We start from the raw sequence: 13,399 nt of genomic DNA on the forward strand, positions 1-13,399 counted from the left end.
TACTGTTCAGGCTGCCATTGATTACATCAACGGCCACCAGGCGTAAGTGAACATCTCCAGGCGGTCACTCGACCGCCTGAGTTTTATCCATATTTTGTCCCACAAGAATCTATTTTCCCTCCCTGGAGGACAACCGTGTCTAAGCGTCGTGTAGTTGTGACCGGACTGGGCATGTTGTCTCCTGTCGGCAATACCGTAGAGTCTACCTGGAAAGCTCTCCTTGCCGGTCAGAGTGGCATCAGCCTGATCGACCATTTCGATACTAGCGCCTATGCAACGAAATTTGCTGGCTTAGTAAAGGATTTTAACTGTGATGACTTCATCTCGCGTAAAGAACAGCGCAAGATGGACGCCTTCATTCAATATGGAATTGTCGCTGGCATTCAGGCCATGCAGGATTCTGGCCTTGAAGTGACGGAAGAGAATGCTACCCGCATCGGTGCCGCTATTGGTTCCGGTATTGGCGGACTTGGCCTTATCGAAGAAAACCACAGTTCGCTGGTAAAAGGCGGACCGCGTAAGATCAGCCCGTTCTTTGTTCCTTCCACAATCGTTAACATGGTGGCCGGGCATCTGACCATCATGTTTGGTCTGCGTGGACCAAGCATTTCCATCGCGACCGCTTGCACCTCTGGCGTCCACAATATTGGTCACGCAGCGCGCGTTATCGCTTATGGCGATGCTGACGCAATGGTTGCCGGTGGCGCAGAAAAAGCCAGTACTCCTCTGGGCGTAGGCGGCTTTGGTGCAGCACGAGCGCTCTCCACGCGCAATGACAACCCGCAGGCGGCAAGCCGTCCATGGGATAAAGAGCGTGATGGTTTCGTACTGGGCGACGGCGCAGGCATGGTCGTGCTGGAAGAGTACGAACACGCGAAAAAACGCGGCGCGAAAATCTATGCGGAAATCGTCGGTTTTGGTATGAGCAGCGATGCCTACCATATGACTTCACCGCCGGAAGATGGCGCTGGCGCAGCGCTGGCGATGGTTAACGCTATTCGCGACGCGGGCATTGAAGCAAGCCAGATTGGCTACGTCAACGCCCACGGCACCTCTACGCCGGCAGGCGATAAAGCAGAAGCGCAGGCGGTGAAATCCGTCTTCGGTGACGCTGCCAGCCGCGTCATGGTCAGCTCGACTAAGTCAATGACCGGCCACCTGCTGGGCGCCGCGGGCGCAGTAGAGTCTATCTACTCCATCCTCGCGCTGCGCGATCGGGCGGTTCCGCCAACCATCAACCTGGATAACCCGGATGACGGTTGCGATCTGGACTTCGTTCCGCACGAAGCGCGTCAGGTTAGCGATCTGGAGTATACCCTGTGTAACTCCTTCGGCTTCGGCGGCACTAACGGCTCGCTAATCTTTAAAAGGGTGTGATGCGCGCCTGACGCCACGCCTTTGCTGACGTCAATGCTCATCGAAAAACTGGCCCGCTCGTCGGGCCTTTTTTTATTCAGTTTTCTCCGCTTGTTCAATGTATCTCCTCCTGCGAAACTAACCGGCCAGCGATAAGGAGACTTTTATGTATTTGATAAATGGCGCTGAAAGTGAAACGCTTGCGGTGAACGATCGCAGCGTTCAGTTCGGCGATGGCTGCTTTACCACGGCGCGCATCGTCAGAGGCCGGGTTCAGCTGCTGTCAGCCCATCTGGCCCGCCTGCAGAAGGCCTGTGAACAGCTCTTTATCCCCTACGACGACTGGGCGCTATTAGCGCAGGAGATGGCGCATCTGGCGCAGCCCCATCAGGATGGCGTGCTGAAGGTCATCATCACGCGCGGGGCGGGGGGGCGCGGATACAGCGCTGCCGGCTGCGTGAATCCCGTGAGAATCCTCAGCGTATCGCCCTGGCCGGAGCACTATCTTCGCTGGCGCGAGGAGGGGATCTCCGTGACGTTGAGCCCCGTCAGGCTGGGACGCAATCCCTCGCTCGCCGGCCTCAAACACCTTAATCGGCTGGAGCAGGTGCTGATTCGTTCTCATCTTGAGCAGACGGACGCCGATGAAGCGCTGGTCCTTGACAGCGACGGGTGGCTTACGGAATGCTGTGCCGCGAACTTATTCTGGCGTAAAGGATCCGACGTCTTTACCCCGCGCCTCGATCGGGCGGGGGTCAACGGTATTATGCGCCAGTACATTCTCGCTAAGCTGGCACCATCGCCGTTTCGCGTTGTCGAAGCCACCATGCGCCCCGAGGCGTTACGCGAAGCCGACGAGGTCCTTGTCTGTAACGCATTAATGCCGCTGGTGCCTGTTCGCCGCTGGAACGATAAACGTTGGTCCACGCGCGAGCTTTATCATTTTTTAGCCCCCTTGTGTGAGCTGTCTGATTAGCCATGAAGAAAATGTTACGTTTCATTCTGCTGTTGGTGGTGGTGCTGGGCATCGCCGCAGGCATCGGTATGTGGAAAGTTCGCCAGCTGGCGGACAGTAAGTTACTGATTAAAGAAGAGACCATCTTTACCCTTGAGGCCGGAACGGGGCGCCTGGCGCTTGGGCAACAGCTGTATAGCGATAAAGTCATTAACCGCCCTCGGGTGTTCCAGTGGCTGCTGCGCATCAAGCCTGAGCTGTCCCACTTTAAAGCCGGGACCTATCGCTTTACGCCTGATATGACGGTACGCCAGATGCTGCAGCTGCTGGCCAGCGGTAAAGAGGCGCAGTTTCCGCTGCGCTTCGTTGAAGGTATGCGGGTGAGTGACTACCTGCGTCAGCTGCGCGATGCGCCTTACGTCAAGCATACGCTGGCGGATGATAGCTATGAAACTGTGGCGAAGGCCCTTGAACTGGAACATCCCGATTGGGTCGAAGGCTGGTTCTGGCCGGATACCTGGATGTATACCGCCAATACCAGCGATGTGGCGATCCTTAAGCGCGCGCATCAGAAGATGGTTGCCGCGGTCGATAAAGCCTGGGAAGGGCGGATGGAGAATCTGCCGTATCATGATAAGAATCAGCTGCTGACGATGGCCTCTATCATTGAAAAAGAGACGGCGCTGCCGGAAGAGCGCGACCGCGTCGCATCGGTATTTATTAATCGTTTACGTATCGGCATGCGTCTGCAAACCGATCCCACCGTGATTTACGGGATGGGGGAGAGTTATAATGGCAAATTGACGCGTAAAGACCTGGAAACGCCGACCGCTTACAATACCTATGCCATTAACGGTATGCCGCCCGGACCCATCGCCGCACCGGGCGAGGCCTCGCTGAACGCCGCCGCGCATCCGGCGAAAACGCCGTATCTTTATTTTGTCGCGGACGGCAAGGGCGGGCATACGTTTAACACCAACCTGGCCAGCCATAACCGCTCGGTTCAGGATTATTTGAAAGTACTTAAGGAAAAAAATGCGCAGTAACTATATCGTCATCGAGGGCCTGGAGGGCGCAGGGAAAACCACCGCGCGTGAATGTGTGGTAGAGACGCTAAAACAGCTGGGCGTTAGCGATATGGTGTTTACCCGCGAACCGGGCGGCACCATTCTGGCCGAGAAGCTGCGCAGCCTGGTGCTGGATATTCAGTCCACCGGCGATGAAGTGATTAATGATAAAGCGGAAGTGCTGATGTTTTACGCGGCGCGCGTACAGCTGGTAGAGACGGTGATTAAACCCGCTCTGGCGCGCGGTCAATGGGTCATTGGCGATCGTCACGATCTCTCTACCCAGGCCTATCAGGGCGGCGGTCGCGGTATCGACCAGACGATGCTGGCGACCCTGCGTGACGCGGTACTGGGAGACTTTCGTCCCCATCTGACGCTTTATCTTGATGTGACTCCGGAGGTGGGCCTGAAGCGCGCCCGCGCCCGCGGCGAACTTGACCGAATTGAGCAGGAGTCGCTGGATTTCTTTAATCGAACTCGCGCGCGCTACCTTGAACTGGCGGCGCAGGATCCCACCATCCGTACCGTTGACGCCACCCAGCCGCTGGAGGCCGTCGAGCGCGACATCCGTGCGGTGGTCAATCAGTGGGTTGCGGAGCAACTCCCATGAAATGGTATCCGTGGTTACGCCCGCCCTTTGAACAGCTGGTTGCCAGCTATCAGGCGGGACGGGGCCACCATGCGCTGATGGTCCAGGCGCTGCCGGGCATGGGGAGCGATGCGCTGATTTACGCGCTTTGTCGCTTTCTGATGTGCCGCCAGCCGGAAGGGCATAAAAGCTGCGGTCATTGCCACAGCTGTCAGCTGATGCAGGCCGGTACCCATCCTGATTATTATGCGTTGACCCCGGAAAAGGGGAAGAGCTCGCTCGGGATCGATGCCGTGCGCGAGGTGAGCGAAAAGCTTTATGAGCACGCCCGGCTTGGCGGCGCGAAGGTGGTGTGGATAGGCGATGCCGCTATGCTGACGGATGCGGCGGCAAACGCGCTGCTGAAAACGCTGGAGGAGCCGCCGGAGAATACCTGGTTCTTCCTGGCCTGTCAGGAGCCAGCGCGCCTGCTGGCAACGCTGCGCAGCCGCTGTCGTTTGTATCACCTTGCTCCGCCTTCAGAACGCTACGCGCTGGCGTGGTTAGAGCGGGAAGTGACGATGTCACAAGACGCGCTGCTCGCGGCGCTGCGGCTGAGCGCCAACGCGCCAGCGGCAGCGCTGGATCTGCTGCAGGATTCTCACTGGGCACCGCGCCAGCAGCTTTGTCAGATCCTGGGTAATATTTTAACTCACGGCGACTGGCTGACGCTGTTGCCGATTTTGAACCATGAACAGGCAGCGATTCGCCTGCACTGGCTGGCATCGCTGCTGGTCGATGCGCAAAAAAGGCAGCAGGGGATTACGCTTATCAGCAATCCGGACGCCTGGCCACTGGTCAATCAGCTGGCCGCTGCGCTGCCGGCGGCGCGCCTGCAGGCGATTGCGCGTGACGTCAGCGCCTGCCGCGAACAGCTGTTGAGCGTTGTCGGCATTAATCGCGAACTGCTGCTAACCGAGCGCCTTCTGCGCTGGGAACATTACCTGCAACCCGGGGCGGTTCTTCCCGTATCCCACCTCTGAGAGAGACATCATGTTTTTAGTCGACTCCCATTGCCATCTCGATGGCCTGGATTATCAAACGCTGCATAAAGATGTGGACGATGTACTGGCAAAGGCTTCCGCGCGCGATGTGAAATTTTGCCTGGCGGTGGCGACGACGCTGCCGGGATACCGCGGTATGCGCGAGCTGGTGGGGCAGCGTCACGACGTCGTTTTTTCCTGCGGCGTCCATCCGTTAAACCAGGATGAAGAGTATGACGTTGAAGAGCTGCGCAAACTCGCAGCAGAGGACGGCGTCGTCGCGATGGGCGAGACCGGGCTCGATTATTTCTACACGCCGGAAACAAAAGCGCGTCAGCAGGCGTCGTTTCGCGATCATATCCGTATAGGCCGGGAGCTGAATAAGCCGGTTATTGTTCACACCCGCGATGCCCGCGCCGATACGCTGGAAATTTTACGCGAAGAAAAAGTGACGGATTGCGGTGGCGTACTACACTGTTTCACTGAGGATAGGGAGACAGCGGGTAAGCTGCTGGATATGGGGTTCTATATCTCGTTTTCCGGCATTGTGACGTTCCGTAATGCGGAGCAGCTTCGCGATGCTGCGCGCTATGTACCTCTCGATCGCCTGCTGGTGGAGACCGATTCGCCGTATCTGGCGCCGGTACCGCATCGCGGCAAAGAGAACCAGCCGGCAATGGTCCGGGACGTCGCCGAGTATATGGCGGTCCTCAAGGGCGTATCGCTGGAGCAGCTGGCACAACAGACGACTGAAAATTTCGCGACGCTTTTTCATATTGACCCCTCCCGGCTGCAACCTCTCTGATATTGCTTATTATTTTAAGGCTCGTAATTAATAGCTAAAGCGAGTAAAGTTCACCGCCACAAATGGGGCGGTGAAGGTTTTTTGGCAACATTCAGACACGACTTATGTAAATCAATGTCAGTTTTTAATGGGTGTCTGATTGAAACGTGATAGCCGTCAAACAATCATCCCGGTAATTATTTTACTCTGTGTAATAAATAAAGGGCGCTTAGATGTCCTGTCCACGGCGCGGTTCTCCCCCCGGGCCAATGCGTGAAAACGTAAAAAAGCACCAAATACTCAGGAGCACTCTCAATTATGTTTAAGAATGCATTTGCTAACCTGCAGAAGGTCGGTAAATCGCTGATGCTGCCGGTATCCGTACTGCCTATCGCAGGTATCCTGCTGGGCGTCGGTTCCGCAAACTTCAGCTGGCTGCCAGCCGTAGTTTCCCACGTCATGGCGGAAGCGGGCGGTTCGGTCTTCGCTAACATGCCGCTGATTTTTGCTATCGGTGTCGCACTTGGCTTCACCAATAACGACGGCGTATCCGCTCTGGCATCGGTCGTCGCTTACGGCATCATGGTGAAAACCATGGCCGTGGTTGCACCTCTGGTTCTGCATTTACCTGCTGAAGAGATTGCGGCTAAACACCTGGCGGATACCGGCGTCCTCGGCGGTATCATCTCCGGTGCTATCGCAGCCTACATGTTCAACCGCTTCTATCGCATTAAGCTGCCTGAGTATCTGGGCTTCTTTGCGGGCAAGCGTTTTGTGCCAATTATCTCCGGCCTGGCAGCGATCTTCACTGGCGTGATCCTGTCCTTTATCTGGCCGCCGATCGGTACCGCAATCCAGACTTTCTCCCAGTGGGCCGCTTACCAGAACCCGGTTGTTGCGTTCGGTATCTACGGCTTCATTGAGCGCTGCCTGGTGCCGTTTGGTCTGCACCACATCTGGAACGTTCCTTTCCAGATGCAGATTGGTGAATACACCAACGCAGCAGGTCAGGTCTTCCACGGTGATATTCCGCGCTATATGGCAGGCGACCCGACTGCGGGCAAACTGTCCGGCGGCTTCCTGTTCAAAATGTACGGTCTGCCGGCCGCCGCTATCGCTATCTGGCACTCTGCTAAACCAGAAAACCGCGCGAAAGTGGGCGGTATCATGATCTCCGCAGCGCTGACCTCGTTCCTGACCGGTATTACCGAGCCGATCGAGTTCTCGTTCATGTTCGTTGCGCCGATCCTGTACATCATCCACGCGATTCTGGCAGGTCTGGCCTTCCCGATCTGTATCCTGCTGGGTATGCGTGACGGTACGTCGTTCTCTCACGGCCTGATCGACTTCATCGTTCTGTCTGGCAACAGCAGCAAGCTGTGGCTGTTCCCGATCGTCGGTATCTGCTACGCGATTGTTTACTACGTGGTGTTCCGCGTGCTGATCAAAGCGCTGGATCTGAAAACCCCGGGTCGTGAAGACGCCACCGAAGACAGCAAAGCTGGCGCGACCAGCGAAATGGCTCCGGCTCTGATTGCCGCGTTCGGCGGTAAAGAGAACATTACTAACCTCGACGCATGTATCACTCGTCTGCGCGTGAGCGTGGCGGATGTGGCGAAAGTTGATCAGGCTGGCCTGAAAAAACTGGGTGCCGCAGGCGTGGTTGTTGCAGGTTCAGGCGTTCAGGCTATTTTCGGTACCAAATCCGATAACCTGAAAACTGAAATGGATGAATACATCCGCAACAGCTAAGTTGTGATATGGGGAGACTAAGGCAGCCTACGGGCTGCCTTTTTTAATGGCCGCAGGCGTTAAAAGCGCGCCCGCGGCTTTCGTCACGTTAAGCAGAGATCAGAACTGATAGCTGGCCGTAATGCTGACGTTGCGCGGTTCGCCGTAGACGATGGAACCATCGATGTTGGTGTCGTAGGTTTTGTCGAACAGGTTATTGACGTTACCCTGCACAGCAAAATTTTTAGTGACCTGGTAGCGAGTGAACACATCCACCAGCGCGTAGCTGCCTTGTTCCGCACGGAACGTCCCGTACGGCGTCGCGGTATCTTTATACACCCGGTTCTGCCAGTTAACGCCGCCGCCGACGGTCAGTTCAGGCATTACCGGCAGACGGTAGCGGGTGAACAGCTTGACGCTGGTACGCGGCAGGTTGGGATTCACCGCATTGCCTTCATTGTCTTCAGCGACAAAACGCGTCGCCCCAAAGGTCATCTGCCAGTTATCGGTAATCGCCCCGTTGATTTCGAACTCCACCCCTTTGCTTACGGTACCGTCGACGGTTTTATAGGCTGCTTCTCCGTTACTGCCGGGGATTTGCCCGCCGGTCGCCTGGCCGAGGTTATCCTGCTCGATGCGGAATAGGGCGAGCGTCGTCGTTAACCGGCTGTCCATCCAGTCCGACTTCAGGCCCACTTCATAGTTGTTTCCGGTAACCGGGGTCAGGTATTTACCGGAACTATCGCGCTTATTCTGCGGCTGGAAGACCGAGGTATAGCTGGTGTAGGCCGACCAGCTGTCGTTGATGTCGTAAACCAGCCCGGCGTACGGGGTGGTATGGTTTTTCTCCATCGTGTAGGTCAGCGTCTCGATGCTCCAGTTGTTATAGCGGACGCCAAGAATCAGATGCAGCGGGTCAAGCAGGGAAAAACGCGTCGCCGCGTACAGCGACTTCATTCGCGTGGTATCGTCCTGCGCCAGGCTCTGCGGGCCCCAGCTGGTTTCCGGGAATGTCGCGCTATTGAAGCCATAGAAGTTGCCAACTTCATCGGGGAAGACGTTTGCCCACGAACTGAAATAGCGGTTGTTTTGTTTACTGTAGCTGGTGCCGATCATCAGGTTGTGCTGGCGACCAAACAGGTCGTAGCCGCCGTCGGCGAACAGGTCAACGGCGTCGACTTTACGTTTGCCGCTATTCCAGCCGGTACCGCCGACGTAATCATAGCCCGGGCCGTAGCTGTTATAGGGGCCCACCAGCATTCCGGTCGCTTTGTTGACGTACGCGTCCACGTACATCATCTTGCTGTCGAACGTGATCTCAGAATGGGTGGCATTCAGCGTTGCCTGCCAGGTATCGGCAAAGCGCTGTTTCAGCGTGACGAAGACCTTGTTGATCTCTTTGTCGTTATAGGCCCAGTCGGGCGCGGTGCTGTGGGCGCGGTCATAGTGGTTCTTGCTGCCATCGGTATTCCAGCGAGGCAGGCCACCCCATGTCGGGCTATTCACGTCGATACGCTGATACTCGTAGCCAGCGGATAAAGCGGACGACGTACCGAGATCGGCATCAAGAATGCCGGAGAAGAACGTTTTTTCGCTGTTATAGCGATCCAGCCACGAGTCATTATTTTGATAACCGGCGATAATGCGCGCCCGTACGCTGCCATCGTCAGTCAGCGGGCTTTGCATATCAGCAACGTAGCGCTGCTTATTCCAGCTGCCGTACTCCGCAGAGACATTTCCCTTGAACTCCCGACTGGTCGCGTGCTTGCGGATCATATTGACCGACGCGGCAGGGTTGCCGGTACCGGTCAGCAAGCCGTTGGCGCCGCGTACGACCTCAACCCGTTCGAAGAGGGCCATATCGGAAAGCGCGTCGCCCAGATTCCAGCGAGATTCAAACCAGGTCGGAATGCCATCGACCATATAATTGTCGATCTCAAAACCGCGGGAATAATAGCTGGTGCGGTCTGAGTCCGCCTGGCTGCTGCTGATCCCCATGGTATGGTCCATGACGTCGCCCAGCGTTTGCAGCTGCTGATCCCGCATCCGCTGTTCGGTAATGATACTGACCGATTGCGGGATATCGCGCTGGGCCATCTCCATTTTAGTCCCGGCTGAGGTGGTTCTGACGCTGTAGTCCTGCTCTTGTGTCTCCGAGGCGCTATCTGCGGAACCTTCTACAATAATAGTGTCTTCGGACGTGCCGGCTGCCTGACTGAGGTTGGGAAAGATCGCCAGCGCGATACCCATAGCAAGCAGGGACGGCGCGTTACGCCCATCCCGAAAGTTGGTGGAGAGAGACATCATAAACCCTTGATCGTATGATTGTTGTTATTTGCTGCGGCGCGATAGCCGCGGTAGATCGTCAGTGCACTGCATTTTCTTTGAATACAAATGAGAAATATACGCATTAATATTTAATATGTAAACAAGTGGGAAAACGGCTGTACCCGGGTCTTGTTGACCGGTACCGGGGGGCATACAGCGAAGAAACGCTTAATCCGTCAGCAGCTAAGCGCTTGCTCGCGTAAGAAAAAACGCATTCAGGTTGAAAGAGGGGGAGTAACTCGCTCATACTCTTAGGGGAATCCTGTGCATCCGCGTTTACCTGCAGAGGCAGGCCAGAGCACGGTATAAAAATTATTAAGGAATCAGTCATGGCAGAAGAAACGATTTTCAGCAAAATCATTCGCCGGGAGATCCCGTCGGATGTGGTTTATCAGGATGAGCTCGTGACCGCTTTTCGCGACATATCTCCGCAGGCGCCAACCCATATTCTGATCGTTCCCAATATCCTGATTCCCACCGTCAACGATGTGACCGCAGAGCACGAGCTTGCCCTGGGACGCATGATGACCGTCGCGGCGAAAATCGCCCGCGATGAGGGGCTTGCCGACGATGGCTATCGCCTGATCGTCAACTGCAATCGCCACGGGGGCCAGGAGGTCTACCATGTCCATATGCACCTGTTGGGCGGCCGTCCGTTAGGCCCGATGCTGGCTCATAAAGGTTAACATTCATGCGCGCAGCTCACTTCGGCGCACTTCTGGCCGTGACGTTACTGGCCGGGTGCAGTTCGCATCCGGAAATTCCGGTCAGCGATCAGCAAAGTCTGGTGATGGAATCAAACGTACTGGCAGCGGGCATCAGCGCTGAAGTACCGACGGTGACCGCATCCGAGATTCAGGCGACGGCGACCACCCGATTGTTCAATGAACGCCAGGTACCGGTGACCGTGCATTATCGCTTTTTCTGGTATGACGCCAGAGGGCTGGAAATGCATCCGCTGGAGTCCGCGCGCAGCATAACGGTGCCTGCGCACTCTTCCGTTACGCTTTATGGCAGCGCCAATATTCTGGGGGCGCACAAGGCCCGACTTTATCTTTATCTGTAAGAGGTAATCGTAATGATTAAACTATGTCGCTATGCATTAGTTACCGCACTGGCGATATTCCTTGCCGGATGCGTGGGTCAACGTCAGGAACCCGCTCCCGTTGAGGAAGCGCAGCCGAAGCCGCAGCAGCCCGTTCAGCCGCAGCCGACTGTGCCGACTATTCCCGTGATACCTACGCAGCCGGGTCCGATAGAACACGGCGAGCAGCCAGCGCAGCCGGCGCCGCGCGTGCGTCATTTTGACTGGAATTCCGCGGTGCAGCCGATGATTGGGCAGATGCTGCAGGCCAGCGGCGTAAATGCGGGCAGCATTTTGCTGGTCGACAGCGTCAATAACCGCACCAACGGCACGTTGAATGCGGGAGAGGCCACCACGGCGCTGCGCAACGCGCTGGAAGGCAATGGAAAATTCACCCTGGTCTCGCAGCAGCAGCTGGGCGTAGCCAAACAGCAGCTTGGCCTGTCGCCGCAGGATAGCCTTGGCAGCCGCAGTAAAGCGATGGGCATTGCGCGTACCGTTGGCGCACAGTACGTGCTCTATTCCAACGCGACCGGCAACGTTAATTCCCCTGAGCTGAAAATGCAGCTAATGCTGGTCCAGACCGGCGAAATTATCTGGTCAGGCAAAGGTGCTGTTCAGCAACAATAAGCTCACGCGCGACGAAGTGCTGTCGCGCTTTTTCCCGCGCTATACGCCTGTCGCCGCGCCGCCCCAAAACGGGCTGAGCGGCGGCAGCTGCATTCTCAGCGATGGTCGGCAAAAGCGGGTGCTGCGCCAGCCGCACGATCCGCATGCGCCGGCCTGCGACTTTCGCCGTCAATATCACGTTCTGTCACGCCTTCCCGATTCGTTAGCGCCCGCGCCGGTGTTTTATTCTCCCGCCTGGATGGTGGTGGAATATTGCTCAGGCGATGTGGTTAACGCATTACCGGAGTGTCCGGCGCTCGCAGGGTTACTGTATCATCTGCACCAGCAGCCGCGCTTTGGCTGGCGTATCGCGCTGCGGCCGCTGCTTGAGCGGTACTGGCAACAGTGCAGCCCCGCGCGGCGCACACCGCAGTGGCTACGCTGGCACAAACGGCTGCTGCGTCGCGGCGAGCCCCGGCCGCTGCGTCTCGCCCCGTTACATATGGATGTCCATGCGGGCAACATCGTTCACGGCGAGGCGGGACTGCGGCTGATTGACTGGGAATATGCGGGCGATGGCGATGTTGCGCTGGAGCTGGCGGCGGTGTGGATCGAGCCCGCCGCGCATCGTCGGCTAGCCGCAGAATACGCGAGGCAGGCGAGCATCGATGAGCTTCAGCTCTGGCGGCAAATTCAGCGCTGGCGTCCGTGGGTGCAGCTGCTGATGGCGGGCTGGTACGAGCGACGCTGGCAGCAAACCGGCGACCGACAGTTTATTGCGCTGGCGGATGAGGTATGGCGCCAGTTAGACAAAAAGTAAAAGGATAAGAGAGGTGGATGTGGGCCCGGTAATGTTGGATGTCGAAGGTTTTGAACTGGATGCGGAAGAGCGTGAGATTCTGGCGCATCCTTTGGTTGGCGGGCTGATCCTGTTTACCCGCAACTATCACGATCCGGCGCAGCTGCGTGAGCTGGTCCGCCAGATCCGCGAGGCCTCGCGCAACCATCTGGTGGTGGCGGTAGATCAGGAAGGCGGGCGCGTACAGCGTTTCCGCGAGGGCTTTACCCGCCTTCCCGCGGCGCAATCTTTCGCCGCGCTGCTTGGCATGGAGGAGGGCGGTAAGCTGGCCGCAGAGGCCGGCTGGCTCATGGCCAGCGAAATGATCGCCATGGATATTGATATCAGCTTTGCGCCGGTTCTGGACGTTGGGCATATCAGCGCCGCTATTGGCGAGCGATCCTATCACGACGATCCCGACAAAGCCCTGGCGATAGCTCGTCATTTTATTGACGGCATGCACGCCGCGGGAATGAAAACCACCGGTAAGCACTTTCCCGGACACGGCGCGGTGACGGCCGATTCCCATAAAGAGACGCCGCGCGATCCGCGCGCGGAAGCGGAAATTCGCGCCAGAGATATGGCCATCTTCCGTACGCTGATTGGCGAGCAGCGGCTTGATGCGATCATGCCCGCTCACGTCATCTACAGCGACGTTGACCCGCGTCCGGCCAGCGGATCTGCGCACTGGCTAAAAACGGTTCTGCGCGGTGAGCTGGGATTTGAAGGGGTGATTTTCTCTGACGATCTGTCGATGGAAGGGGCGGCGATTATGGGCAGCTACGCCGAGCGCGGCCAGGCATCGCTGGAAGCGGGTTGCGATATGATCCTTGTCTGCAATAATCGTAAGGGTGCGGTCAGCGTGCTGGATAACCTGTCGCCGATCAAAGCAGAACGTGTTACGAAATTGTATCATAAAGGTTCCTTTAGCCGTCAGGCGTTAAGGGATTCCGCCCGCTGGAAGACGATCAGCGCGCAGCTTGAGCAGCTTCACGCGCGCTGGCAAGAGGCGAAATCCGCGTAATAAACCTGAAAG

General features: G+C 57.1%; 13 protein-coding genes. 12 read left to right on the plus strand and 1 reads right to left on the minus strand.

Features of this window, described 5'->3' with window-relative positions; translation table 11 throughout:
• The first annotated feature begins 135 nt into the window (after positions 1–135).
• The 7 genes from fabF (at position 136) to ptsG (ending at position 7,525) form a co-directional block, all read left to right on the plus strand.
• A complete protein-coding gene (gene fabF, locus FQK12_RS12790) occupies positions 136–1,377 on the plus strand; it encodes a beta-ketoacyl-ACP synthase II (protein ID WP_004849908.1) in 1,242 nt (413 codons plus the stop codon).
• A gap of 145 nt (positions 1,378–1,522) precedes the next feature.
• Positions 1,523–2,332, plus strand: coding sequence for an aminodeoxychorismate lyase (pabC, locus tag FQK12_RS12795; RefSeq protein WP_014228842.1), 810 nt, complete (start codon positions 1,523–1,525; stop codon positions 2,330–2,332).
• Between the two features lie 2 nt (positions 2,333–2,334).
• Positions 2,335–3,357 (plus strand): cell division protein YceG, encoded by a 1,023-nt coding sequence (gene yceG / locus FQK12_RS12800; RefSeq protein WP_004849912.1) that lies wholly within the window; start codon positions 2,335–2,337, stop codon positions 3,355–3,357.
• Positions 3,347–3,988, plus strand: a complete 642-nt coding sequence (tmk, locus tag FQK12_RS12805; protein ID WP_004849914.1) for a dTMP kinase — start codon at positions 3,347–3,349, stop codon at positions 3,986–3,988. The genes yceG and tmk overlap by 11 nt, the downstream gene beginning before the upstream one ends.
• A complete protein-coding gene (gene holB, locus FQK12_RS12810) occupies positions 3,985–4,989 on the plus strand; it encodes a DNA polymerase III subunit delta' (RefSeq protein WP_014228843.1) in 1,005 nt (334 codons plus the stop codon). Before tmk ends, holB begins: the two co-directional genes overlap by 4 nt.
• 10 nt (positions 4,990–4,999) lie before the next feature.
• The gene (locus FQK12_RS12815; protein WP_004849918.1) at positions 5,000–5,794 is read left to right on the plus strand and encodes a metal-dependent hydrolase; all 795 of its coding nucleotides are present in this window, start codon (positions 5,000–5,002) and stop codon (positions 5,792–5,794) included.
• A 297-nt stretch (positions 5,795–6,091) separates the two neighbouring features.
• A complete protein-coding gene (ptsG, locus tag FQK12_RS12820) occupies positions 6,092–7,525 on the plus strand; it encodes a PTS glucose transporter subunit IIBC (protein WP_014228844.1) in 1,434 nt (477 codons plus the stop codon).
• Between the two features lie 99 nt (positions 7,526–7,624).
• On the opposite strand, the gene fhuE is transcribed toward ptsG, so the two are convergent.
• The gene (gene fhuE / locus FQK12_RS12825) at positions 7,625–9,808 is read right to left on the minus strand and encodes a ferric-rhodotorulic acid/ferric-coprogen receptor FhuE (RefSeq protein WP_014228845.1); all 2,184 of its coding nucleotides are present in this window, start codon (positions 9,806–9,808) and stop codon (positions 7,625–7,627) included.
• Between the two features lie 353 nt (positions 9,809–10,161).
• On the opposite strand from fhuE, the gene hinT reads away from it, so the two are divergent.
• From hinT to nagZ, 5 genes are read left to right on the plus strand one after another with little or no spacing between them, the layout of a single operon-like run.
• Entirely contained in the window at positions 10,162–10,518 is a 357-nt protein-coding gene (hinT, locus tag FQK12_RS12835) for a purine nucleoside phosphoramidase (protein WP_004849924.1), read from the plus strand.
• A 5-nt stretch (positions 10,519–10,523) separates the two neighbouring features.
• The gene (locus tag FQK12_RS12840; protein WP_014228846.1) at positions 10,524–10,898 is read left to right on the plus strand and encodes a YcfL family protein; all 375 of its coding nucleotides are present in this window, start codon (positions 10,524–10,526) and stop codon (positions 10,896–10,898) included.
• Positions 10,899–10,910: 12 nt separating this feature from the next.
• On the plus strand, positions 10,911–11,546 hold the full coding sequence (gene lpoB / locus FQK12_RS12845; protein WP_014228847.1) for a penicillin-binding protein activator LpoB: 636 nt from the start codon (positions 10,911–10,913) through the stop codon (positions 11,544–11,546).
• Positions 11,527–12,345, plus strand: a complete 819-nt coding sequence (gene thiK / locus FQK12_RS12850; protein WP_014228848.1) for a thiamine kinase — start codon at positions 11,527–11,529, stop codon at positions 12,343–12,345. The genes lpoB and thiK overlap by 20 nt, the downstream gene beginning before the upstream one ends.
• 31 nt (positions 12,346–12,376) lie before the next feature.
• Positions 12,377–13,387, plus strand: coding sequence for a beta-N-acetylhexosaminidase (gene nagZ, locus FQK12_RS12855; RefSeq protein WP_162097166.1), 1,011 nt, complete (start codon positions 12,377–12,379; stop codon positions 13,385–13,387).
• The last annotated feature ends 12 nt before the right edge of the window (positions 13,388–13,399 follow it).

It is taken from the genome of Klebsiella sp. ME-303 (assembly GCF_007910085.1).
Classification (GTDB): Bacteria; Pseudomonadota; Gammaproteobacteria; order Enterobacterales; family Enterobacteriaceae; genus Klebsiella; species Klebsiella michiganensis.

Coding starts and splice junctions, on each gene's coding strand:
- tmk (WP_004849914.1), top strand. CDS start 3,347: ATGCGCAGTAACTATATCGTCATCGAGGGCCTGGAGGGCGCAGGGAAA.
- nagZ (WP_162097166.1), top strand. CDS start 12,377: ATGTTGGATGTCGAAGGTTTTGAACTGGATGCGGAAGAGCGTGAGATT.
- fhuE (WP_014228845.1), bottom strand. CDS start 9,808: ATGTCTCTCTCCACCAACTTTCGGGATGGGCGTAACGCGCCGTCCCTG.
- pabC (WP_014228842.1), top strand. CDS start 1,523: ATGTATTTGATAAATGGCGCTGAAAGTGAAACGCTTGCGGTGAACGAT.
- FQK12_RS12840 (WP_014228846.1), top strand. CDS start 10,524: ATGCGCGCAGCTCACTTCGGCGCACTTCTGGCCGTGACGTTACTGGCC.
- FQK12_RS12815 (WP_004849918.1), top strand. CDS start 5,000: ATGTTTTTAGTCGACTCCCATTGCCATCTCGATGGCCTGGATTATCAA.
- ptsG (WP_014228844.1), top strand. CDS start 6,092: ATGTTTAAGAATGCATTTGCTAACCTGCAGAAGGTCGGTAAATCGCTG.
- hinT (WP_004849924.1), top strand. CDS start 10,162: ATGGCAGAAGAAACGATTTTCAGCAAAATCATTCGCCGGGAGATCCCG.
- holB (WP_014228843.1), top strand. CDS start 3,985: ATGAAATGGTATCCGTGGTTACGCCCGCCCTTTGAACAGCTGGTTGCC.
- yceG (WP_004849912.1), top strand. CDS start 2,335: ATGAAGAAAATGTTACGTTTCATTCTGCTGTTGGTGGTGGTGCTGGGC.
- lpoB (WP_014228847.1), top strand. CDS start 10,911: ATGATTAAACTATGTCGCTATGCATTAGTTACCGCACTGGCGATATTC.